The organism is Burkholderia sp. MSMB1072, from assembly GCF_001524725.1.
Lineage (GTDB): Bacteria > Pseudomonadota > Gammaproteobacteria > Burkholderiales > Burkholderiaceae > Burkholderia.
Map to the genome: position 1 here is coordinate 45,828 of NZ_LOYC01000047.1, position 21,979 is coordinate 67,806.

18 protein-coding genes and 1 riboswitch are annotated in these 21,979 nt (G+C 67.8%); of the genes, 12 read left to right on the forward strand and 6 right to left on the reverse strand.

Annotated features, from left to right (window positions below):
• Positions 1–62: 62 nt before the first annotated feature.
• The 10 genes from WS89_RS23310 (at position 63) to WS89_RS23355 (ending at position 13,242) form a co-directional block, all read left to right on the forward strand.
• Positions 63–1,646 carry a Na+/H+ antiporter gene (locus WS89_RS23310; protein ID WP_059793803.1) on the forward strand — a complete coding sequence of 528 codons (1,584 nt, stop codon included), beginning with the start codon at positions 63–65 and terminating at the stop codon, positions 1,644–1,646.
• 473 nt (positions 1,647–2,119) lie between these two features.
• Positions 2,120–3,253 carry a hybrid sensor histidine kinase/response regulator gene (locus tag WS89_RS23315; protein WP_059501299.1) on the forward strand — a complete coding sequence of 378 codons (1,134 nt, stop codon included), beginning with the start codon at positions 2,120–2,122 and terminating at the stop codon, positions 3,251–3,253.
• 124 nt (positions 3,254–3,377) lie between these two features.
• Entirely contained in the window at positions 3,378–5,054 is a 1,677-nt protein-coding gene (locus WS89_RS23320) for a methyl-accepting chemotaxis protein (protein WP_059501297.1), read from the forward strand.
• Complete coding sequence (locus tag WS89_RS23325; RefSeq protein ID WP_059501295.1) at positions 5,051–5,563, forward strand: chemotaxis protein CheW; 513 nt, start codon at positions 5,051–5,053, stop codon at positions 5,561–5,563. Before WS89_RS23320 ends, WS89_RS23325 begins: the two co-directional genes overlap by 4 nt.
• Positions 5,560–6,996 (forward strand): CheR family methyltransferase, encoded by a 1,437-nt coding sequence (locus tag WS89_RS23330; RefSeq protein WP_059793806.1) that lies wholly within the window; start codon positions 5,560–5,562, stop codon positions 6,994–6,996. The genes WS89_RS23325 and WS89_RS23330 overlap by 4 nt, the downstream gene beginning before the upstream one ends.
• Positions 6,997–7,042: 46 nt before the next feature.
• Positions 7,043–7,753 (forward strand): chemotaxis protein CheW, encoded by a 711-nt coding sequence (locus WS89_RS23335; protein ID WP_059793808.1) that lies wholly within the window; start codon positions 7,043–7,045, stop codon positions 7,751–7,753.
• Positions 7,750–10,059 (forward strand): hybrid sensor histidine kinase/response regulator, encoded by a 2,310-nt coding sequence (locus tag WS89_RS23340; RefSeq protein ID WP_034205306.1) that lies wholly within the window; start codon positions 7,750–7,752, stop codon positions 10,057–10,059. Before WS89_RS23335 ends, WS89_RS23340 begins: the two co-directional genes overlap by 4 nt.
• The gene (locus WS89_RS23345; RefSeq protein WP_034205305.1) at positions 10,056–11,075 is read left to right on the forward strand and encodes a chemotaxis response regulator protein-glutamate methylesterase; all 1,020 of its coding nucleotides are present in this window, start codon (positions 10,056–10,058) and stop codon (positions 11,073–11,075) included. Before WS89_RS23340 ends, WS89_RS23345 begins: the two co-directional genes overlap by 4 nt.
• A 79-nt stretch (positions 11,076–11,154) precedes the next feature.
• A riboswitch (Fluoride riboswitch) is annotated at positions 11,155–11,260 on the forward strand.
• 78 nt (positions 11,261–11,338) lie between these two features.
• Positions 11,339–12,580 (forward strand): voltage-gated chloride channel family protein, encoded by a 1,242-nt coding sequence (locus WS89_RS23350; protein ID WP_059793810.1) that lies wholly within the window; start codon positions 11,339–11,341, stop codon positions 12,578–12,580.
• Between the two features lie 77 nt (positions 12,581–12,657).
• A complete protein-coding gene (locus tag WS89_RS23355) occupies positions 12,658–13,242 on the forward strand; it encodes a hypothetical protein (protein ID WP_034205303.1) in 585 nt (194 codons plus the stop codon).
• 1 nt (position 13,243) lies between these two features.
• On the opposite strand, the gene WS89_RS23360 is transcribed toward WS89_RS23355, so the two are convergent.
• A complete protein-coding gene (locus tag WS89_RS23360; RefSeq protein WP_059793812.1) occupies positions 13,244–14,257 on the reverse strand; it encodes an alcohol dehydrogenase catalytic domain-containing protein in 1,014 nt (337 codons plus the stop codon).
• 116 nt (positions 14,258–14,373) lie between these two features.
• Here WS89_RS23360 and WS89_RS23365 point away from each other — a divergent pair, with 116 nt between their 5' ends.
• The gene (locus tag WS89_RS23365; RefSeq protein ID WP_059793813.1) at positions 14,374–15,267 is read left to right on the forward strand and encodes a LysR family transcriptional regulator; all 894 of its coding nucleotides are present in this window, start codon (positions 14,374–14,376) and stop codon (positions 15,265–15,267) included.
• Between the two features lie 72 nt (positions 15,268–15,339).
• On the opposite strand, the gene WS89_RS23370 is transcribed toward WS89_RS23365, so the two are convergent.
• The 3 genes from WS89_RS23370 to WS89_RS23380 form a co-directional block, all read right to left on the reverse strand.
• Entirely contained in the window at positions 15,340–16,053 is a 714-nt protein-coding gene (locus WS89_RS23370; RefSeq protein WP_034205300.1) for a riboflavin synthase, read from the reverse strand.
• Between the two features lie 154 nt (positions 16,054–16,207).
• Positions 16,208–16,843 (reverse strand): GNAT family N-acetyltransferase, encoded by a 636-nt coding sequence (locus tag WS89_RS23375; protein WP_306454018.1) that lies wholly within the window; start codon positions 16,841–16,843, stop codon positions 16,208–16,210.
• Positions 16,843–18,705: an ABC transporter ATP-binding protein gene (locus WS89_RS23380; protein WP_059501285.1), complete on the reverse strand. Its 1,863-nt coding sequence runs from the start codon at positions 18,703–18,705 to the stop codon at positions 16,843–16,845. Before WS89_RS23380 ends, WS89_RS23375 begins: the two co-directional genes overlap by 1 nt.
• Before the next feature lie 485 nt (positions 18,706–19,190).
• Between WS89_RS23380 and WS89_RS23385 the strand changes: the two genes are divergently transcribed.
• Positions 19,191–20,072 carry a Dyp-type peroxidase gene (locus tag WS89_RS23385; protein WP_059793815.1) on the forward strand — a complete coding sequence of 294 codons (882 nt, stop codon included), beginning with the start codon at positions 19,191–19,193 and terminating at the stop codon, positions 20,070–20,072.
• Between the two features lie 94 nt (positions 20,073–20,166).
• Here WS89_RS23385 and WS89_RS23390 read toward each other — a convergent pair whose 3' ends face one another.
• Positions 20,167–20,568: an OsmC family protein gene (locus WS89_RS23390; protein WP_059501281.1), complete on the reverse strand. Its 402-nt coding sequence runs from the start codon at positions 20,566–20,568 to the stop codon at positions 20,167–20,169.
• Positions 20,569–20,664: 96 nt separating this feature from the next.
• On the reverse strand, positions 20,665–21,579 hold the full coding sequence (locus tag WS89_RS23395; RefSeq protein WP_059793817.1) for a LysR family transcriptional regulator: 915 nt from the start codon (positions 21,577–21,579) through the stop codon (positions 20,665–20,667).
• Between the last annotated feature and the right edge of the window lie 400 nt (positions 21,580–21,979).

A 21,979-nucleotide genomic window follows, 5' to 3' on the forward strand; every position in this document is an offset into this window, starting at 1 on the left:
CGAAACTGCCGACCGGGGTACGACGCCGGAACGCGCGAATTCATTCTTCACGAGGTCGATTCATGTCCCCCGTCTCGGCATTCAAGCTGGTTCTGTTGTCATTCCTCGCGATCGTCGCGCTCGAATGCATCGCCAAGCGGCTGCGGCTGCCGCCCGCGGCCGCGCTGCTGATCGGTGGCATCGGCATCGCGTTCATCCCCGGTCTGCCGCCGATCAACCTCGATCCGGAACTGGTGCTGCTGGTGTTCCTGCCGCCGCTGTTGATGGACGGTGCGTACTTCTCCGTGTGGGAAGAATTCAAGCGCAACGTCGGCGGCATTCTGATGCTGGCGATCGGCGCGGTCGTGTTTACGACGTTCGCGGTCGGCTTCGCCGTGCACTGGGTGGTGCCGGCGCTGCCGTGGGCCGCGTGCTTCGCGCTCGGCGCGATCGTGTCGCCGCCCGACGCGGTCGCCGCGAAGGCCGTGCTCGAACGCGTCGCGCTGCCGCGCCGGCTGATGGTGCTGCTCGAAGGCGAAAGCCTGCTGAACGACGCGGCCGGCCTCGTGCTGTTCCGCTTCGCGGTCGCGGCCGCGCTCACCGGCGCGTTCAGCCTCGAGCACGCGGTCGTGCGCTTCGCGGAGCTCGGGCTCGGCGGCGTGGTGGTCGGCTTCGTGATCGGCAAGCTCGTCGTGTGGTTCCTGAAGCTGCTCGATGACGACTACCTCGTGATCACCGTCGCGGTGATTGCCGGATGGATCGCGTACATCGCGGGCGAAATGGTCGAGGTGTCGGGCGTGATCGCGACGGTGACGGCCGGCATGATCGTCGGCTGGCATCAGCACGAGGTGTTCTCGGCGGCCGTGCGCACGCGCGGCACCGCGTTCTGGCAGGTCATCGTGTTTCTGCTCGAGGCGATGGTGTTCGTGCTGATCGGGCTGTCGCTGCGCGGCGCGATCCATCGGCTCGGCGGCTTCGAGCAGGTGCTCGGCACGATGGTGCCGCCCGTGCTCGCGGTGCTGGCGGCGGTGATCGTGTCGCGCTTCGTGTGGATCTATGCGGTCGAGGCGCTGAAGTGGCCGGTGCGCGGCTTCGCACGGCGCGGGCCGGCGCCCGACTGGAAGGCCGCGACGGTCATGAGCTGGGCCGGCATGCGCGGCGTGGTGACGCTGGCGATCGCGTTGTCGCTGCCCGAGGCGCTGCCCGGCCGCGACGTGATCCTGGTCGCATCGTTCGCGGTGATTCTCGTCACCGTGCTGCTGCAGGGCACGACGATCGGGCCGCTGATCCGGCTGCTGCGCATGCCGCAGCGCGACGAGCGTGCCGCGCACCACCTGAGCGAGCCGCAGACGTGGGCGTACGTCGAGGCCGCGCAACTCGCGGCGATCCAGCCGCTCGTGCGCGACGAGAACGGCGTCGTGATCCATCCGCGCCTGCTCGAGCAATACACGTATCGCGCCGAGCTGACCGAACGCACGAAGAACGAGCCCGCGTATCCGGCGGAAGTGCGCGCCGCGCACTACGACGTGGTGCTGGCCGCGATCCGGGCCGGGCGCGCCGAACTGTTGCGCCTGCACCGGTCCGGGCGCATCCACGACGAGATGCTGCACACGCTCGAACGCGATCTCGACCTGCAGGAAGTGTCCGCGCAGCACGCGCGCGGCTAGGGCGGTCAACTCACGCATCGCACGGGTCGGCGTTGTGCCGGCCCCGAAACGCGTGCGGGTCGAGCCACCCGTCGCGCGATTTTTCCCTCCCATCCGCCGATTCGGTGCATTCGAATCCGGCCCTCAATATGACCGACTCCGAGCCTTGCAGCGCATGCAAACCTCGTCGTGGCGGTCCCGCAAACGTTATCGTCCTTCGAATCCGGAAATGATCTGATTTATCTGTTTCCGTCTCTTTCTGCATATTTGGCAAAACTAAACCGGAAGGAGATAGATGCTGTGTTCTAATTTCATTTAGAATCAGCCGGTTATGTTTATTGAGAGAAAGAATGCAGAGGTAATACGGTCGTCGACGGGGAAACAAGCGACGTCCGAAGCCCTGCAAGGCAGTGCCGACAGGCCAAATCGGCGAAATCAGGCGGGTTTTACAACTGCCAATATAAGATAGTGTCCAAGTCGGATAAACAACTCCTATGAAAGAATCGATTGGAGATTCGGCGTTTGAAACTGTATTTATGAAAGAATCGAGCAGTGATAATGCCTCGGATTGCCTCGAATCGGGGTTATCGGTCCTCCTCGTCGACGACCAGCCGTTCGTCGGCGAGGTGATCCGTCGCGCGTTGCGCAGCGAGCACGACATCGACCTGCACGTGTGCACCGACGCACATCGGGCGATGGCGGTCGCGCGCGACGTGAAGCCGACGGTCATCCTGCAGGATCTCGTGATGCCGGAGATCGACGGCCTCGATCTCGTGCGCGCGTGGCGCGCGGACGCCGGCACCGCACGCGTGCCGATCATCGTGCTGTCCGCGAAGGAGGAGCCGATCGTCAAGCGCGAGGCGTTCATCGCCGGCGCGAACGACTATCTGGTGAAGCTTCCCGACGCGATGGAGCTGACCGCGCGCATCCGCTATCACTCGAATTCGTACCTGATGTCGCGGCAGCGCGACGAGGCGCTCGATTTCCTGTCGCACGACATGCGCTCGCCGCAGACGTCGATCCTCGCGCTGCTCGACGTCTACCGGGCCGAACACGGCGACATGCCGGCGATCATGGAGCGCATCGCCGGCCACGCGCGGCGCGCGCTCGCGCTCGCCGACGGCTTCATCCACCTCACCCGCGCGCAGTCCGAGCGCCGCGCGCCCGAGGTCGTGAGTCTCAACGAGATCGTGCTCGACGCCGTCGACCAGCTGTGGGAGAAGGCGGCCGGGCTCGGCTGCCGGGTGATCGCGCACGTGCCCGATACCGAGTGCGTGACGATGGGCGACCGCATGATGCTGACGCGCGCGGTCGCGAACCTGATCGACAACGGGCTGAAGTACGGCCCGGCCGGGATGGACGTACATTGCACGCTGAGCGGCGACGACGGCGCCTGGCTGATCGGCGTCGAGGATGCCGGCGCCGGCATCGCGCCGGAACAGCGCACGGCCGCGACCGAGTCGTTCGTGCAGCTCGAATCCGCGCACGGCGCGGCGCGCAGCGGTTTCGGCCTCGGCCTCGCGTTCGTCCGCGCGACGGCGGCGCGGCATCGCGGCCAGATCCTGATGCGCAATACGGCGCGCGGCTTCATGGTCGCGCTTCGGCTGCCGGCGCAAGCGGAGCGGTGATTTCGCGGCGCGGCCTGCCGGCGCCGCGCCGCCCGCGAGACCCCGATGCGCTCGTGGCGCGCCACCCGGCGCGCAGGCGGGCGCGGATTTTTTCAACGCTGAATTTAGAAAGCCCATAACGAACATGGCCACCGTGACGCCCCGCACGACCAATGAAAGCCTGCATCCGACGATCGGCGCTGCCCGGCTGACGCTCGGCAATCGCATCCTGCTCAGCTTCGGCGTGCTGTTCGTGCTGATGCTGGTGACAGCCGGCGTGTCGTACGAGCGACTGCGCGCGATCAACGCCGAAGCCGTCAGCATCGAGCGCGACTCGCTGCCCGGCGTCTACCTCGCGTCGACGCTGCGCGGCTCGGTCAACGAATCGTTCACGCTGCTGCAGCAGGCGACCTTCGTCGATACCGAACCCGAAGCCGTGCAGCGCGATCTCGCCAGGATTCCCGACGTGCTGAAGGACATCGAGTCGCTGTCGGTGGACTACCAGAACACGACGTTCCGCGACGACGACCGGCAGCGCTTCGCGGCGTTCCGCGGCGCCTACGATCACTACGTGCCGCTGCTGAACGAAGCGGTACGGAAGAGCCGCGCGTCGCGAGACGAAGCGGTCGCCGCCTACGCGAAGGTGCAGCCCGCGTGGACCGAGGTCGTGCGCAACGCGAACGTGCTGGTGCAGGAGAACCGCAAGTTCGCCGAGCAATCCGCGAAGCTGATCCGCGAATCGGTGCAGGACACCGAGATCGTGCTCGCGACCGCGCTGGCGTTCGTGCTGCTGTCCGCGCTCGGGCTCGGCTACGTGCTGTACCGTTCGGTCACCGTACCGATGGCGCGGCTCGTCGAAGTGCACGACGTGATGCGCACCGGCAACCTGACGCGTCGCCTCGACCTGCGCCGTCGCGACGAATTCGGCACGCTCGAGACGGGCTTCAACCGGATGGCCGACGAATTGACCGAGCTGGTCGCGCGCGCGCAGCAGTCGTCGATGCAGGTGACGACGTCGGTGGCCGAGATCGCCGCGACGTCGCGCGAGCAGCAGGCCACCGCGAACGAGACCGCGGCGACGACCACCGAGATCGGCGCGACCTCGCGCGAGATCTTCGCGACGTCGCGCGACCTGCTGCGCACGATGAACGAGGTGGCCGGCGTGGCCGAGCAGTCGGCGACGCTTGCGGGCGTGAGCCAGAGCGGGCTCACGCGGATGGGCGAGACGATGCGCAGCGTGATGGACGCGGCCGGCTCGGTGAACGCGAAGCTCGCGATCCTCAACGAGAAGGCGCTGAACATCAACCAGGTGGTCGCGACGATCACCAAGGTGGCCGACCAGACCAACCTGCTGTCGCTGAACGCGGCGATCGAGGCCGAGAAGGCCGGCGAATACGGTCGCGGCTTCGCGGTCGTCGCGACCGAGATCCGCCGCCTGGCCGACCAGACGGCGGTGGCGACCTACGACATCGAGCAGACGGTGAAGGAGATCCAGTCGGCGGTGTCGGCGGGCGTGATGGGGATGGACAAGTTCTCCGAGGAAGTGCGGCGCGGGATGCTCGACGTGCAGCAGGTCGGCGGGCAACTGTCGCAGATCATCGCCGAGGTGCAGACGCTCGCGCCGCGCTTCCAGATGGTCAACGAAGGGATGCAGACGCAGGCGAACGGCGCCGAGCAGATCACGCAAGCGCTGTCGCAACTGTCGGAGGCCGCGCAGCAGACGGCCGAGTCGCTGCGCCAGTCGTCGCAGGCGATCGACGACCTGACGCTCGTCGCCAACCAGTTGCGCACCAGCGTGTCGCGCTTCAAGGTCGACGCGTGACGCGCGCCGATCCGCAGCACGGCGCCCATGCGCTGTTCCTGATGTTCGAGCTCGACGGCGAGCGTTATGCGCTCGACGCGGCCGGCATCGAAGAGGTGCTGCCGCTCGCCGTCACGAAGGCGGTGCCCGGCGCGCCCGACTGGATCGCCGGGCTGCTGATGCGCGGCGGCCAGCCGGTGCCGGTGATCGACGTGCCGATGCTGGCGCTCGGGCGGCGCGCGCAGGCGCTGCGCTCGACGCGGCTCGTGATGGTCCGCCATCGCGCCGGTCACGCCGATGGCGAGCGCACGATCGGCCTGATCGTCGAGCGTGCGACGCAGACGATGCGGATCGACCGCGCGGCGTTCCGCGCCAGCGGCGTCTCGACCGCGCGCACGCGCTGGCTCGGGCAGGTCGCGAACACGCCCGACGGCGTCGTGCAGCAGATCTCCGTGTCCGACCTGATCGACGACGTTGCCCGCCTGTATCTGTTCGACGGCCTGTCGGGCCACGGGGAGGAATCCGCATGAACGCGTCCGAATCGCGATTTCGCGGCTGGCTGCTGCGCGAGACCGGCATCGACCCCGATTCGCTCGGCAACGATTTCCTGATGCGGGCGCTGACGGATCGCGTGCATGCGTTGCAGGCGGACGGCGAGCGCGTGCCGTCGGCGGCGCGGCCGACCGTGACGCCGGAAGCGCTCGACGCGTACTGGCAGCACCTCAACGCGTCGGCTGACGAACGGCGCGCGCTGATCGAGCTGTTCGTCGTCCCGGAGACGTGGTTCTTCCGCGACCGCGAAGCCTTCGCCACGCTCGCGCGGCAGGCCGCCGAACGGCTCGCCGCGATGCCGGGCCGCGTGATCCGCGTGCTGAGCGCGCCGTGCTCGACGGGCGAGGAGCCGTATTCGGTGGCGATGGCGTTGCTGGATGCGGGGCTCGAGCCGTCCAGCTTCGCGATCGACGCGATCGACCTGAGCGCGCGCGCGATCGAGCAGGCGCGGCTCGGCTGTTACGGACGCAATGCGTTTCGCGGGACGGCGACGGAGTTTCGTACGCGGTATTTCACGCCGACCCGCGACGGCTGGCTGCTCGACGAGCGCGTGCGCGCGTGCGTGCAGTTCAGTCACGCGAACCTCGTCGAACCGGTTGCCGACAACGGCATTCGCTACGACTTCGTGTTCTGCCGCAACGTGCTGATCTATTTCGACCGCGACGCGCAGGATCGCGTGATCCGCTCGCTCGACGCGCGTCTCGCCGACGACGGCATGTTGTTCGTCGGGCCGGCGGAGACGGGCGTCGCGATGCGGCACGGGATGCGCTCGGCGCGCGTGCCGCTGGCGTTCGCGTTTCATCGCGAGTCGGCCGGCGCGGCGGCGGCCGATGCATGCGCGGCCCGGCCGGCAGCGTCGCTGTCCGCGGCGGTGCCGTACCGGCGCGCGGAGCGCGTCACGGTCGCATCGCTCGCCGCGCTGCACCCGGTGGCGGCCGTCGAGCCGCCCGCCTGGCTTGGCGACGTGCGTCAGCCGTTCGCGGCGGCGCCGGCCGTGCCGACGGCCGCAATCGACGCACGGGCCGAGCTTGCCGTGGCAACCGCCGTGGCGGCCGCGCCGGCCTACGACGGCATCGCGCCGACGATCGACGACGCGCTGAGGCGGGAGGATGCGCCGACGCTGGAGGATGCACAGGCCCTGGCGAACGCGGGTGCGTTCGACGAGGCCGAGCGCGTGCTCGCGGAGTTCTCGGCGCGCGTCGGCCCGCATGCCGACGCGTTCTACCTGAACGGACTGATCGCGGATGCGCGCGGGCGCGCCGCGGAGGCGAGCGACTTCTACCGGAAGGCGCTGTACCTGCGCCCCACGCATCACGAGGCGCTGACGCATCTCGCGACGCTGCTCGACGTCGGCGGCGATCGTGCGGGCGCGCAATGGCTGCTCGAACGCGCCCGGCGTTCGGCCGGCTGACACGACGACGGGAATGGGACCGACACCGCGATGACCAGAGGAATTCATGAACCGCGCCGCCGCTGCCACTGACGACGCGACGCTCGACGTCGACGATTGCTGGAACCGGATCGGCACGCGCGGCGACCGCTCGTGCGAGCGGCTGAACGACTGCCTGCGCTGCCTGAACTGCCCGGTCTACGCCAGTCACGCGGCGAAGCTGCTCGAGCGTCCGCTCGACGTTGCCGAGATGACGGACGTCACGCGCCGGATGAGCGCGTCCGGCACCGCGCATGCGCGCGACGACGACGGCGATACGCGCCATGCGGCGCTCGCGTTCCGGGTGGCCGACGAATGGCTCGCGCTGCCGATCGGCGTGCTGCGCGAGATCGCCGGCACGCGCCCGATCCATTCCCTGCCGCATCGCCGCCATTCGGCCGTGCGCGGGGTGGTCAACATCCGCGGCACGCTGCGCATCGCGATCTCGATCGGTGCGCTGCTCGGCCTCGATGCCGGCAAGACCGGCAGCGGCAGTGGCGGCGACGGCCGTTTCACGCGGCTGCTGGTGGCCGCGCACCAGGGCGAACCGGTCGTGTTTCCGGTCGACGAGGTCGAGGGCGTGCTGCGCTTCGGCGCCTCCGACTGGGTGCCGGTGCCGGCCACGGTCGGGCGCGCGAGCGCCGGCCTGTCGCGCGGCGTGCTGTCGTGGCGCGGCAAGTCGGTGGGGCTGCTCGACGACGATCGTCTGTTCGACGCCGTGACACGGAGCATGCGATGAGCGGCGATGACGACCTGAGCCACCTGTCGCTGCTCGAGCTGTATCGCGAGGAGACGCGCACGCAGACCCAGGCGCTGTCGGAGCGGCTGCTCGCGCTCGAATCGGGCGAGCCCGATTCCGTCGCGCTCGAAGCGTGCATGCGCGCCGCGCATTCGCTGAAGGGCGCCGCGCGCATCGTCGGCGTGCCGCTCGGCGTCGAGATCGCCGGGCGGATGGAGGAATGCTTCGTCGCCGCGCAGGCCGGCACGATCGCGCTGACGGCCACGCACGTCGACGTGCTGCTGGCCGGTGTCGATTTGCTGGTGCGCGTCGGCGATCCGCAGGGGCAGCCCGTGTCCCAGACCGAGATCGACGGGTTCGCGGCGGCGCTGACAGGTGCCGACGGCGCGCAGACGATGCAGGCGCCGGCCGCCGTGCCGCCGCCGGTGCCGCCGTCGTTGGTGCCGTATCGCGAACACGACGGCGCCGCGAACGAGCCGGTCGGGGCAAGTGCCGCGGTGCCGCCGCTCGCCGTGTCGGGCACGGCGCCCGATCCGGTCCAGGCCGGCCGCGTGGCGGGCGCCGGTGCGATGCGCCGCGTGCGCGCCGATACGCTGAATCGGCTGTTGAGTCTGTCCGGCGAATCGCTGGTCGAATCGCGCTGGCTCAAGCCGTTCGCCGAATCGATGCTGCGCGTGAAGCGCGCGCAGCGCGACGCGGCCCGTTCGCTCGACCTGATGTACGAACAGTACGCCGACGATCTCGACGCCGGCATGCTCGCGTCGATGAACGAAGTGCGGCACATGCTCAACGACCTGCAGCGCTCGCTCGCCGAGCGCATGGACGAATTCGACCGCTTCGAGCGGCGCAGCACGCATATCGCCGAGCAACTGTACGACGAGGCGCTGCAATGCCGGATGCGGCCGTTCGGCGACGCGACGCGCGCGTATCCGCGCATCGTCCGCGATCTCGCGCGCTCGCTCGGCAAGCAGGTGCGTTTCTCGATCGTCGGCGAAGGCACGCAGGTCGATCGCGACATCCTCGACCTGCTGGACGCGCCGCTCGGCCACCTGTTGCGCAACGCGATCGACCACGGCGTCGATTCGCCCGACGCGCGCCAGGCGCGCGGCAAGCCGGCCGAGGCGAGCGTCACGCTCGAGGCGCGCCACAGCGCCGGCTCGCTGCTCGTCAGCGTGATCGACGACGGGCCGGGCGTCGACATGGATGCGCTGCGCGCGGCCGTCGTGCGCCAGCGCCTGACCGACGACGAGACGGCCGCGCGGTTGTCCGATCCCGAACTGCTCGAATTCCTGCTGCTGCCGGGCTTCTCGATGCGCGATGCGGTGACCGACGTGTCGGGGCGCGGCGTCGGCCTCGACGCGGTGCAGGAGATGGTGCGCGGCGTGCGCGGCGCTGTGCGGATCTTCAACGAGCCGGGCGCCGGCATGCGCTTCGTGCTGCAGTTGCCGCTCACGCTGTCGGTGATCCGCAGCCTGCTCGTCGAGGTCGGCGGCGAGCCGTATGCGTTCCCGCTCGCGCATGTGCGACGCACGCTCGAACTCGCGCACGACGACATCGACGTGCTCGAAGGGCAGCCGCATTTTCCGTTCGACGGCCGGCGCGCGGGCCTCGTCGCCGCGCACCAGTTGCTCGACGCGGGCGAGCCCGATGTCGCGCGCGCCACCACCGCGGTGGTGGTCGTCGGCGGCGAACCCGAGCTGTACGGCGTCGCGGTCGACCGCTTCCTCGGCGAACGGATGCTCGTGGTGCAGCCGCTCGACAGCCGCCTGAACAAGATCCAGAACATCGCGGCCGGCGCGTTGCTCGAGAACGGCGACCCGGTGCTGATCGTCGACGTCGAGGACCTGATCCGCTCGGTCGACAAGCTCGTGCGCGGCGGCCAGCTCGCGCGGCTCACGCGCGATCCGCAACTCGCGCTCGCCGACCGGCGTCGCCGCGTGCTCGTCGTCGACGATTCGCTGACGGTGCGCGAGCTCGAACGCAAGCTCCTGGAAAAGCGCGGCTACGACGTGACGGTGGCGGTCGACGGGATGGAAGGGTGGAACGCGGTGCGCAGCGATGCGTTCGATCTCGTCGTGACCGACGTCGACATGCCGCGCATGGACGGCATCGAACTCGTCACGCTGATCAAGAGCGACCCGATGCTCAAGCGCGTGCCGGTGATGATCGTGTCGTACAAGGATCGCGACGAGGATCGCCGGCGCGGGCTCGATGCCGGCGCCGATTACTATCTCGCGAAGAGCAGCTTCCACGACGAGGCGCTGCTCGATGCCGTGCACGACCTGATCGGGGACGCGCACCGATGAACATCGGCATCGTCAACGATCTGCCGCTGGCCGTGGAGGCGCTGCGCCGCGTGATCGCGCTGCGCGCGGACCATCGCGTGCTGTGGGTGGCGACCGATGGCGACGAGGCCGTGGATTTCTGCGTCGCGCATCCGCCCGACGTCGTCCTGATGGATCTCGTGATGCCGAAGGTCGACGGCGTCGCCGCGACGCGCCGGATCATGGCGCGCGCGCCGTGCGCGATCCTGATCGTGACGGCGAGCGTCAGCGCGAACACGTCGTCGGTGTACGAGGCGATGGGCGCCGGCGCGCTCGACGCGGTCGATACGCCGACGCTCGCGCTCGGGCTGTCGACCGATGCGTCGCCGCAGGCGCTGCTCGCGAAGATCGACCAGATCGGCCGGCTGCTCGAAAGCCGCACCGCGGCGCTCGTGCCGCCGGGGCCGGCGCCCGCGCGCGGACAGCCGACGCTCGTCGCGATCGGTGCGTCGGCGGGCGGGCCGACCGCGCTCACCGCGCTGCTGCGCGCGCTGCCGGCCGACTTTCCGGCCGCGATCGTGATCGTCCAGCACGTCGACCAGGCATTCGCGTACGGCATGGCCGAATGGCTCGACGGCTATACGCGGCTGCCGGTGCGCGTCGCGCGACAGGGCAGCGTGCCGGAAGCGGGCGAGGTGCTGCTCGCGGCGACCAACGACCATCTGATGCTGTCGCCGCGCGGCGTGCTCGGCTATACGCGGCATCCGGCCGAAACGCCGTACCGGCCGTCGATCGACGTGTTTTTCAACAGTGTCGCGGACGGCTGGCAGGGCGATGCGCTGGGCGTGCTGCTGACGGGCATGGGACGCGACGGCGCGCTCGGCCTGAAGGCGATGCGCGCGAAGGGCTGCTATACGATCGCGCAGGACGAAGCGACCAGCGCCGTGTACGGGATGCCGAAGGCGGCCGCGGCGATCGGCGCGGCGTCGGCGATCCTGCCGCTCGAACAGATCGCGCCGCAGTTGATCGCGCGGATCGCGCTCGCGCCGCGCGACTGACGGCGCACCGGCCACGCGCCGTCGTTTCGCGGCGCGCCGGCGTCTGCATTGCGTGCGTGGCGCGGCGTCGCGTACAATCGCAGCCTGCGGAGATGGCATGCCTCCCTGCGGTCGTTCGCGGCGCGTGGCGCGCGCGGTGCGGCCCTCAACCGCCGGTTTGCCCGGCTGATGATGCCTGCGTGTTCCTGGGTCGTCAGGAGGTCGCAGGCCGTCCATCCGGCATTCTGCCGCCCAGGTTTGATGTTCCGTCGAATCTGGAAATCATGTTTTTCACCACTTCTGCCGATCTTTTCGCGACCCTGCGCTATGTGTGCCGCTGGCTCGCGCTTTCAGCGCTGCTCGGCGCGCTGGCCGGTACGGCATCCGCCGTGTTCCTGATCGCGCTCGACTGGGCGACCGGCACGCGGGTCGCGCATCCGTGGCTGCTGTGGGGGCTGCCGGCCGCCGGTTTCGCCACCGGCTGGATCTACCATCGCTTCGGCCAGTCGGTCGCGCGCGGCAACAACCTGCTGATCGACGAGATTCACGACCCGAAGGCGCTCGTGCCGAAGCGGATGGCGCCGCTCGTGCTCGTCGCGACCGTCGTTACGCACCTGTTCGGCGGGTCGGCCGGCCGCGAGGGCACGGCCGTGCAGATGGGCGGCGCGCTCGCCGATCGCATCACGCACCTGTTTCGTCTCGATCGCGAGCATCGCCGCGTGCTGCTGATGGGCGGCATCGCGGCCGGCTTCGCGTCGGTATTCGGCACGCCGCTCGCGGGCGCCGTGTTCGGGCTCGAGGTGCTCGCGATCGGGCGCGTGCGATACGACGCGCTGCTGGCCTGCGTTGCGTCGGCGATCGTCGCGGACGCCGTGTGCCGTGCGTGGGGCATCCATCACACCGCCTATGCGATTCCGTTCGTGCCGACCGTATCGGCGACGGGGCTGGCCGCGACGGTCGTCGCGGGCATCGCGTTCGGCGTGGTCGGGAGGCTGTTCGCGTTTGCGACGCATGCGCTGACCGCGTGGTTTCGCCGCGCGATCCGCCATGCGCCGTTGCAGCCGGTGCTCGGCGGCCTGCTGGTCGCCGTGGCTGCGACCGTGCTGAACGTGCCGCAGTATCTCGGCCTCGGCATCCCGACGATCGAGGCCGCGTTTCACGGCCCGCTGCCGCTTTACGATTTCGCGGGCAAGTTCGCGTTCACCGTCGTCACGCTCGCGTCGGGATTCAAGGGCGGCGAAGTGACGCCGCTGTTCTACATCGGCGCGACGCTCGGCAATGCGCTCGGCCAGGTGCTGGCGCTGCCGGTGCCGGTGCTCGCGGGGCTCGGCTTCGTCGCGGTGTTCGCGGGCGCGGCGAACACGCCGATCGCGTCGACGATCATGGCGATCGAATTGTTCGGCGCGGATATCGGCGTGTATGCGATCGTCGCCTGTGTCGTCGCGTATCTGTTCTCCGGACCTGCGGGGATTTATCGCTCGCAGCGCGTGGCGGTGAGGAAGGGGGCGCGGGTGGGGGCCGAGTGAGGCGGGGGCCGCGGTCGATGTCGTTCGATCGCGGCGGTGCGATGCGATACCCGGGACGCTGAAAAGAGAGGCATCCAATGACGTCGGACGATTTTCTGAACGAAGCGAAGCGGCTTGCGAGGCCGTGCCGTCAGTACCGCTTCGCGGACGACGGCGAACCCGTCACCGGCTACTGGCATGGAGTTGATGCCGGCGCGTTGTGCATTTCCGTCGAGCGCGATGGCGTCTGGCTGAACGTATATCTCGACGATGGCGGCACGTCAGGCCGCGTGGAGACTTCCACGCAACCTGTCCGCTCCGCCCGCCCGCTGTGCCGATCCGACGCGATGTCGCTTCCATCGGTCGACGCGGTGTTCCGCTTCGGCTCCGCCGCGATCGGCGCGTACCTCGACGCACACGGCTGGCAGCGCGACTGGGGATTCAACGGTAACTTCAAGGGCGCGGCCGCGCACGACTACGAGCGCGAATGGATGGCGCAATGCCCGCTCTATACAGGCGGCGTGGTGGCCGTCGCGGGCGGATGGAACATGCCGTGGCCCGACGATGACTGGAATGAACTGATCGACCTCGAACTCGTTCTCTGGACGTTCGAGGAATCGGAACCGTGGGTCGAGGTGTTTTCCGATGGAAGCAGGTATTCGGTGATCCAGCGGATCACCTAGCTCACGTGTCGCTGCGATCACCGTGCACCAACACCGCCTTGGCGCCCTCGGCCGATTCGTACCGCATCGCCTCTTCGATTTGATCGAGGCGAAACATGTCGCCGATTTTCGTTCTGAACAACGGATCGTCAATCACCTGTTCCAGGTTGCCGAGCGCGCGGACAAGGTTGTCGGGTTCCTTCACCGTGCGGCTGTCGAAATTGCTGAACCGCTTCATCGTCAGATTTTTTGACATGAATAGGACGGAAGGAATCACGACCGGCGACGCAGCGCCCAGAAAGCCGTACACGTAGACCGTCGGGTTCGGCGGCAGCACCGGCAACACGTGACTGAGTAATTCGCCGCCGACGCCGTCAAAAACGGCTGTCGCGTTCAGTTCCGCCGCGAGCGAAGCAAGCTCGCGCTCGAATCCTTCTCGCGTGACGATCACGTGCTCAACGCCGGACGCGCGCAACGTGTCGCGCGCGGCGTCGCCACGAACCAGAAAGATCGCTTGCAGTTGTCTGTCGCGCACGAGCGCCGCGATCCCACGGCCTGTTGCCGAATTGCCAGCCGTCACGATGCCACCCTTGTGCCCGTCCCTTTCGGCTTCGTCGAGAAATGCGTAAGCCGTCATCGCGTTCACGAGCGAGCCGCAATAATCTCGCGCACAAACGTGCTCGGGCAAAATCAGGCACGTGCTGTAGGGCACGTGTGCGCGCTCGGACCACAAGCCGACGCTGCGTGGGCTTCGAGCCAGCGAGCGATAAATCGCCACCTGTTTGCCGAGGTATTTTTGCGGCACACCGTCGCCGACGGAGACGACTCTTCCGGCACCGGATGCGCCCCAGACAGCGTGTTCGCTCAACGGCAACGCAAGACCCGCCGCTGCCGGCCTTGTGAGGAACGTCTTGTCGCCGTGGTTGATGGCTGACGCATCCATGTCGATCAACACATGCTCGGGTGCGGCGTCGAGTGGCGTGGGAATGTCGCGCAGTTCGAGTTCGCGGTCGGGCGTCACACTGAGTGCTTTCATGGTCGGTCGTGTCGGTTGGCTGAACAACCGTGAATCTACGGCGATTTCGATATTGCCGAAACGGCGTGTTCCGACATACCATCAATTCCATTTTGGAATCGCCGGGAAGCCCGCTGATGGATCGTCTGGACGCAATTCGGCTGTTTGTCCGCCTTGTCGAATGCGGCAATTTCTCGGCCGTGGGGCGCGAACATGGAATAGGACAGCCTGCCGTCAGCAAGAAAATCGGTGCGCTCGAAACTCACCTTGGCGCGCAGCTTCTGATGCGCACGTCGCGCAAGGTCATCGTCACCGATGCGGGGCTCGCGTTCTACGAGTCAGCCAAGCAACTCATTGACGATTTTGACGTGCTCGAAGCGTCAGTGGGCGACCGTCAGCGCGCCCCCAAGGGCGTCGTCAGGGTCAACACGGCGCCGGCACACGGACGGCTGTGCATTACCCCGTTGTTGCCGGAATTCTTCAAGCGCTACCCGGACGTAAGCGTCGAATTATCGGTTTCCGAGCGGCTGGTCGATCTGGTTGGCGATGGCGTCGATCTTGGCATCCGGCACGGGCAGTTGATGGATTCGTCACTCACCGCCAAAAAACTGACCGACGCGGATTTCCTGCTCGTCGCCAGTTCGGACTACGTTGCCGCACGTGGCGAGCCACAGCGACTTTCCGACCTCGATCGGCACGCGTGCGTGGTATTTTCGAAAGATCGCGAGCCGAAACCGTGGGCGTTCAAGGTCAAAAAGGAAACCGTCTCCTACGTGCCGCACGGCTCGCTGATGACGGGCGACGCCGAACACATCCGGGCGTCCGTTCTATGCGACCTTGGCATTGCGCAAGCGCCGTCCTGGTTGTTCGAGGAAGACATTCGATCCGGCAAGGTTCGCGTCCTGCTGCCGCAGTTGCAGCCTGAACGCTTCCCCATCCATCTCGTGTACCCCGCAGGCCGACGCCTTCCGATGCGGGTCCGGGTGCTCGTCGAATTTCTGGTTGCGGCCTTCAAGAACGGCAAGCCTTGACCGGTCGGAGCGCCACGGACGAATAAGCCTGCGTTCCCACGCGACATACCGTGGCACGCAGGTCATCGACCTTTACTGCTTCGGCAGCCGCGCGACATTGCGCGCCAGCAGTTCCTCGATATCGATGCCTTTTTCCGCCAGCAGCGCGGTGACGACGCCGTTCAATTCGCCGAGCGTTTCCTTGACCGATTCCCGGATCGTATCCACGACGACCTGGGTGCTGCGCTCGATCTCGATGTTGACCTTGTCGTTGACGCCCTTCGCATCGAACGTGGTCGCGCGGCGCGTTTCGGGAATCAGCCAGACGTCGAACCAGCCTTCGTCGCGATTGACGTCCGACACGGTGAGGCTGCAGCCGTTGATCGCGATGTAGCCCTTCGCGAACACATAGCGCTTGAATTCGGCCGGCACGCCGATGCGGATCATCCGGTTGTGCTCGGAAGACGCGATGTGCGCGATGGTCCCCGTGAAATCGACATGACCGGACAGCGGATGGCCGCCGATTTCCGCGCCGTCCTTCGCGGCCCGCTCGACGTTGACGCGCGCGCCGGTCGAGAGGTCGGCCAGCGTCGTGATCCGCAGGCTCGGCAACATCACGTCGAAGTCGATCAGCTCCGGCGAATGGATGGTCGTCACCGTCAGGCACACGCCATCGACCGACACGCTCGCGCCGATCTCGATATCGTCGGTGAACCGCTCGGGGAATGCGATGCTGAAGGTCCTCAGCTCGCCGTGATCCTTGATGGCGTCGATGGTGCCGACGCCCTGAACAATGCCTGTAAACATGGTCTGCCTTTCGTCGCGAATTGCCTGGCCGACATGATAAGTGATCCGCGGGAGGGGCGCGTGACGGCGGCGGTCTGGCGGCGGCCGCTTTCGTGGAAGCCCCGGCCGTGGGCAGGACCATTGCGAACAAGATCGATCGTCGCGAGTCGGCCGCCTATGCCTGCCCCGGGCTTTCGCATGTCACCGGGGCTGGTATCTGATAAATGGCCGACACGAATTTCGGGGTCTCGTCATGGCCCGTTACAGTGCCGCCGAGGGACTCGGCGATACGTCGGCTCGGATGATTCTCCTCGGCAACCGGATAGTTGAAGCGCTGAACGTTGAGCGTCACGCATGCCCATTCCACGACGAGCCTGACCGCCTCTCGTCCGATCCCTTCGCGATGCCGATCTTCGCGGATCCAGACGCCCAATTCCGGGATGGCCTGCTTGACGTGATGAACCCCCACCAGGCCGAGAAAGGTTCCATCGTCGCGTTGTCGAATCACGAACACGTAGTCTGTGCCGCTGGTTTGTGCGTGCAGCCACGTCTGCCAGATGCGATCGAAACTTTCCCGGTTGGCCGGAGGGTCCCAGCCCATATAGCGAGTCAGCGACGGCGTAATGCATGCAAGCGTCGCATCCGCGTCGTTCGCCGAGAACGGTGCGAGCGAAAGGCGATTCGATTCGATACGGGTTTCGTCCGGTTGCAGCATCATTTCCTCGTCGTGCGTCGACCACGCCAATCGGATCGCCGACATGGCCCAGCGATTGAGGCCATGTCGCCGGGCCACGTGACGATCTGCCTGCATCAGACCTCCGCCGGCTCTCCCAGCGGCCCGGCATCGCGATCCGCCGTGCGTCGCGGCGAATCGGCGAGCCCCTTCGCCAGCTCCAGCGCCTGCCGCTCGAACAGCCGGCGATAGATGCCGCCGTCTATGCGGATCAGCGCGTCGTGGTTGCCTTCCTCGATCACCTTGCCGCGATCGAGCACCAGCAGCCGGTCGAGCGCGCGCACGGTCGACAGCCGGTGCGCGACGACGAGCGTCGTGCGGCCGACCATCAGCCGCTCCATCGCCTGCTGGATCAGCAGCTCGCTTTCGCTGTCGAGGCTCGACGTCGCTTCGTCGAGGATCAGGATCGGCGCATCCGCGAGGAACGCGCGCGCGATCGCGACGCGCTGGCGTTCGCCGCCCGACAGCTTGATCCCGCGTTCGCCGACGAGCGTGTCATAGCCGTCCGGCAGCGCGGCGATGAAGTCGTGCGCGCTGGCCAGGCGCGCGGCGCGCTCGATCTCGGCGCGGCTCGCGTCGGGGCGCGCATACGCGATGTTCTCCGCGAGCGTGCGGTGGAACAGCACGGGCTCCTGCTGGACGATCGCGATCTGGCTGCGCAGCGAATCCTGCCGCACCTGCGCGATGTCCTGGCCGTCGATCGTGATGCGCCCGCCCGATACGTCGTACAGGCGCTGGATCAGCTTGATGAACGTCGTCTTGCCCGACCCCGAATGACCGACGAGGCCCACGCGTTCGCCGGGCGCGATCCGCATCGAGAAATCGTCGTACAGCGGCACCGGATGGTTGCCGTAGCGGAACGTCACGTGCTCGAAGCGGATCTCGCCTTGCCCGATCCGGATGGCCGGTGCGCCGGGCCGATCGTCGATGCCGAGCGGCTGGCGTTCGAGCGCGACGAGTTCTTCCATGTCGTTTACCGAGCGCTGCAGGTTACGGATATGCATGCCGACGTCGCGCAGGTAACCCTGCAGCATGAAGAACATCGTCAGCGCGAACGCGATGTCGCCGACGCTCGCCTCGTCGTTCATCCACAGCCGCAGAGCGACGCCGATCATCGCGGCCTGCATCGCGACGAGCATCGCGCCCTGCAACCCGCCGTTGAACGTGCCGCGCACCCACGTGCGGCGCGTGCGCTGCCGCCACTTGCCGATCACGCGCGCGAGCCGCGCTTCCTCGCGCGCTTCCGCGCCGAACGCCTTCACCACCGCGTTGCAGCTCACCGCATCGGCGAGCGCGCCGCCCATGCGCGTGTCCCACAGGTTGCCGAGCCGGGCGGCCGGCGCGACGATGCCGAGCGACACCGCGACCGTCACCGCGATGTACAGCAGCGACCCCGCGCCGACGACGAGCCCCATCACGGGCCAGTGCGTGCCGAGCAGCACGGTCGCGCCGACCAGCATCGCGACCGACGGCAGCAGCGCGATCAGCACGGTGTCGTTGAGCAGGTCGAGCGCCCAGATTCCGCGCGTGATCTTGCGCACGGTCGAGCCCGCGAAGCTGTTCGCGTGCCAGTCGGTCGAGAAGCGCTGCACGCGGTGGAACGACGCGGCGGCGATCTCGCTCATCATCTTCAGCGTGAGCGTGATGATGTTCAGGTAGACGCCCTGGCGCAGCACCGTCGCGCCGATGCCGAGCGCGGCGAGCGTGCCGAACGCGACGAGGGCCGAATGCCACGCGGCGGCACGGTCGGTCAGGCCGCTCGACAGCGCGTCGACGAGGCGGCCGGCGAACAGCGGCGTGAGGACGTCGGCGAGCGCGGCGAGCAGCGCGAGGCTGGCGACCGCGGCGATGCGCACCGGCTGCTTGCGCCAGTAACGGAGGGTGAAGCCGAAGACGGCCTGGAATGCATGGCCGCCCAGATGGGAGGTTTTTCTGGTCATGTATCGTTGCCCGGCGCGTCGCGCGACGGGACTTTCCGGTTCGGAGAACGTCGAAAACGCAACAGCCGGGCCGCGCGAAACACGCGGGCGGAACGAAACGGGCTGTCGGGAAAAGCGCGGCTGACGGGTCAGCGGAAAACTCGGGAGCCGGCGCGGACGGCGGGCTGGATCAACTGCGCCGTGAGACCACGTTCGGGAAGGTTGCTGGCATTCGGAACATCTGCACCTCCCTGAAGTGAACGGTTGAAAGGACGCCGAAAAGACGTGTGGCGATTTTATCAGGAGTGTCGCGCGCGCCGCAACGTCTGACGAATGCGGCGTTGCAGCGTCGATACGGTTAGTATTCAGGGTTTTGGCCCCTTTTCGCGTACGTTTCGCGATGGCGGGCACGGGTTGCGGCGGACGCATCGATTACACTTCGGCGTCCGCGGCGCGCGACGAGGCGCGCCTACCCGGATCCATTCCGAACCATTCCCGAGGAAACGATGAGCGACGTTCAGCAAGGCATCCTGGCTCCGATCGATACGGCAGCGCGATACCTCACTTTCACGATGTCGAATGGCGGCAATATCGCCGCGGCGCTGGCCGCGCTGCGCGAGATCGTCGACGGACGCGACACGGTCGTGGGCTTCGGGCACACGCTGGCTGCCTATCTCGGACATCCGGTGCCGGGCCTGACCGACTATCCGGCGTTCGCGGTGAACGACCGCACGCTGCCGGCCACGCCGGCCGACGTGTGGGTCTGGTTGCGCTCGGACGACCGCGGCGAGATCGTGCTGCGCGCGCGGGCGATCGAACGCGCACTCGCGCCGGCGTTCGCGCTGCAGGAGGCCGTCGACGGCTTCCGCTATTCGAACGATCGCGACCTGTCGGGCTACGAGGACGGCACCGAGAACCCGGAAGGCGACGACGCGATCGCCGCGGCGATTGTGACGGGGCAGGGCGCGGGGCTCGACGGTTCGAGCTTCGTCGCGGTGCAGCAGTGGGTGCACGATTTCGACCGGATGGAGCGCATTCCGTCGGGTGAGATGGATCACATCATCGGGCGTCGCCGTTCGGACAACGAGGAACTCGACGACGCGCCCGAATTCGCGCACGTGAAGCGCACCGCGCAAGAGAGCTTCGCGCCCGAGGCGTTCATGCTGCGCCGTTCGTCGCCGTGGTCGGACACGCGCCGCGCGGGCCTCTATTTCGTCGCGTTCGGCTGCTCGTTCCGCGCGTTCGACGTGCAGATGCGCCGGATGAGCGGCGCGGAAGACGGGATCGTCGACGGCCTGTTCCGCTTCACGCGGCCGCTGACGGGCGCGTATTTCTGGTGCCCGCCGATGAAGGACGGCAAGCTGGACTTGTCCGCGCTCGGACTGTAAGCGCCGGGCGGGATCGGCGAACGGGCGGGTCGCGCCGGATGCGCGGCCCGCCCGTTCCGTTTCATGCGGCAGACCGTGCGGCCTGCCGCGTGCGTCAGTTCAACGTCGTGTCGATCCGCGTGCCGCGCTTGATGAATTGCGTCACCGGCGTCTTCTCGCAGATTTCCGCGAGACGCTGGCGTTGCGCGTCGTCGAGCGGGCCGTCGAGCGTCACGACGCGGCGCACGTACTGCACGCCTTCGCGATCGGCATGCAGCTCGGTGCGCACCGTGATGCGCACGGCCGGCCACGCCTTGCGCTGCATGTACATGCGCAGCGTCGCGGCCGTGCATTGCGCAAGCCCGGCCAGCACGAACTCGTACGGCGCCGGCCCGCGATCCTGGCCGCCTTCGCGCGGCGCTTCGTCGCCGGTCAGCGCATGCGTGCCGGCCTGCAACCGGACGACGTAGTCGGGCGCGTCGGCATCGAGGACGGCGGCGGCGTGGATGAGGGACATGGCAAGTCTCCGGTAGCGGATGAGGGAAGAGGGCGCCGTGTGGCGGCGCGCAGCCGCCAGCATACCGTCGCGATCGCGCGCTTGCGTGCTGCGCCGCTACGTGTCGGCGCTGCTGCGCACGAGCGCGGCGATGCGTTCGCGCACCCACCGATGTGCGCGGTCGGTGTCGCGCGACTCGTGCCAGTACGCGAGCAGCGGAAACGGCTTGAGCCGCAGCGGCAGCGGCCGCACGGCGATCGGCAGCAGCGCGGCCATGCGCCGCGCATAGGTGTGCGGCAGCGTGACGAGCAGATGGCCGGCCGCGGCGATCTGGCAGGCGGCGAAATAGTGCTGGCAGGTGAGCCGGATGTCGCGCAAGCGCCCGTCGTTGCCGAGCAGGACGTCGAGCGATTGCGGCGCGCCGAGCGACGACACGGCGATATGCTGCGCCGCGAAATAGTCGCCGCGTCGCAGCGGGTCGCGCGCCAGCGGATGATCGCGGCTCATCGCGACGACGAGCGAATCGTCGAGCAGGTGTTCGGTGGCGATGCGCGGGCCGGTCGGCACGCGGCGATCGACGACGAGATCGAGGTTGCCCGACGCCAGTTCGCGTTCGATGTCGGGCACCGCGATGCGGCGGCTGACGAGCCGCAAGCCCGGCGCTTCGTCGGCGAACGCGGCGACGATGCGCGGCAATGCGATGGATTCGAGCACGTCGCGAATGCCGACCGCGATGCTCAGGTCGAGCGTCGCGGGATCGAAGGCGGACGGATCGCGCGCGGTGCCTTGCAGGCCCTTCAGGTGCCGCTGCACGTCCGCGATGATCGACCGCGTGCGCTCGGTCGGCACGACGCGATTGCCCTGGCGCACGAACAGCGGATCGTCGAAATGCGCGCGCAGCCGGTTGAGCGCATGCGTGACGGCCGGTTGCGTCAGATGCAGCGCGCGGGCGGCCGCGCCAATGCCGCCATGCACGTAGACGGCGTCGAGCACGCGAAACAGGTTCAGGTCGAGACGGTGATCGGTGGGCACGGAGCGCGGGCGGCGTGGTGAAGGACGGATCGATTCTAAATCTAAAGGATGCGCAGACAACCGATGCGCGGGTTGGCATACGCGCCGATCGCACGCGTTCGATGCGTGTCGACGCCGTTCGCGCCGATACGCGAGCGTCCGCTCGACCGCTGCGCAACGCCATCGAACACGCACGTCATGACGCATGACGGCCGCAATGGTCGGCCGCATCGCATACGCAATTCCATGCCGGCATACCGGCGGCGCACGGCAGCCTGTAGTAATCCGCCATCATGCTGTCCCCGTCGGCCATTTGGCGCCAAAGGCACTACCCGTTCGGCTAAGATGCCGTCGCTTCATATTTCGGGATAGCCGTCCTGTCGCACGCATTCAAACCAAATATAAGCCTGACAGTTCGACG

Bases quoted from the DNA above. Each gene is read 5' to 3' on its own strand.
- WS89_RS23390 (WP_059501281.1), bottom strand. From the start codon at position 20,568: ATGTCCCTCATCCACGCCGCCGCCGTCCTCGATGCCGACGCGCCCGAC.
- WS89_RS23385 (WP_059793815.1), top strand. From the start codon at position 19,191: ATGAGCGACGTTCAGCAAGGCATCCTGGCTCCGATCGATACGGCAGCG.
- WS89_RS23375 (WP_306454018.1), bottom strand. From the start codon at position 16,843: ATGCAGGCAGATCGTCACGTGGCCCGGCGACATGGCCTCAATCGCTGG.
- WS89_RS23350 (WP_059793810.1), top strand. From the start codon at position 11,339: ATGTTTTTCACCACTTCTGCCGATCTTTTCGCGACCCTGCGCTATGTG.
- WS89_RS23310 (WP_059793803.1), top strand. From the start codon at position 63: ATGTCCCCCGTCTCGGCATTCAAGCTGGTTCTGTTGTCATTCCTCGCG.
- WS89_RS23380 (WP_059501285.1), bottom strand. From the start codon at position 18,705: ATGACCAGAAAAACCTCCCATCTGGGCGGCCATGCATTCCAGGCCGTC.
- WS89_RS23345 (WP_034205305.1), top strand. From the start codon at position 10,056: ATGAACATCGGCATCGTCAACGATCTGCCGCTGGCCGTGGAGGCGCTG.
- WS89_RS23360 (WP_059793812.1), bottom strand. From the start codon at position 14,257: ATGAAAGCACTCAGTGTGACGCCCGACCGCGAACTCGAACTGCGCGAC.
- WS89_RS23370 (WP_034205300.1), bottom strand. From the start codon at position 16,053: ATGTTTACAGGCATTGTTCAGGGCGTCGGCACCATCGACGCCATCAAG.
- WS89_RS23365 (WP_059793813.1), top strand. From the start codon at position 14,374: ATGGATCGTCTGGACGCAATTCGGCTGTTTGTCCGCCTTGTCGAATGC.
- WS89_RS23335 (WP_059793808.1), top strand. From the start codon at position 7,043: ATGAACCGCGCCGCCGCTGCCACTGACGACGCGACGCTCGACGTCGAC.
- WS89_RS23320 (WP_059501297.1), top strand. From the start codon at position 3,378: ATGGCCACCGTGACGCCCCGCACGACCAATGAAAGCCTGCATCCGACG.
- WS89_RS23315 (WP_059501299.1), top strand. From the start codon at position 2,120: ATGAAAGAATCGATTGGAGATTCGGCGTTTGAAACTGTATTTATGAAA.
- WS89_RS23330 (WP_059793806.1), top strand. From the start codon at position 5,560: ATGAACGCGTCCGAATCGCGATTTCGCGGCTGGCTGCTGCGCGAGACC.
- WS89_RS23355 (WP_034205303.1), top strand. From the start codon at position 12,658: ATGACGTCGGACGATTTTCTGAACGAAGCGAAGCGGCTTGCGAGGCCG.
- WS89_RS23340 (WP_034205306.1), top strand. From the start codon at position 7,750: ATGAGCGGCGATGACGACCTGAGCCACCTGTCGCTGCTCGAGCTGTAT.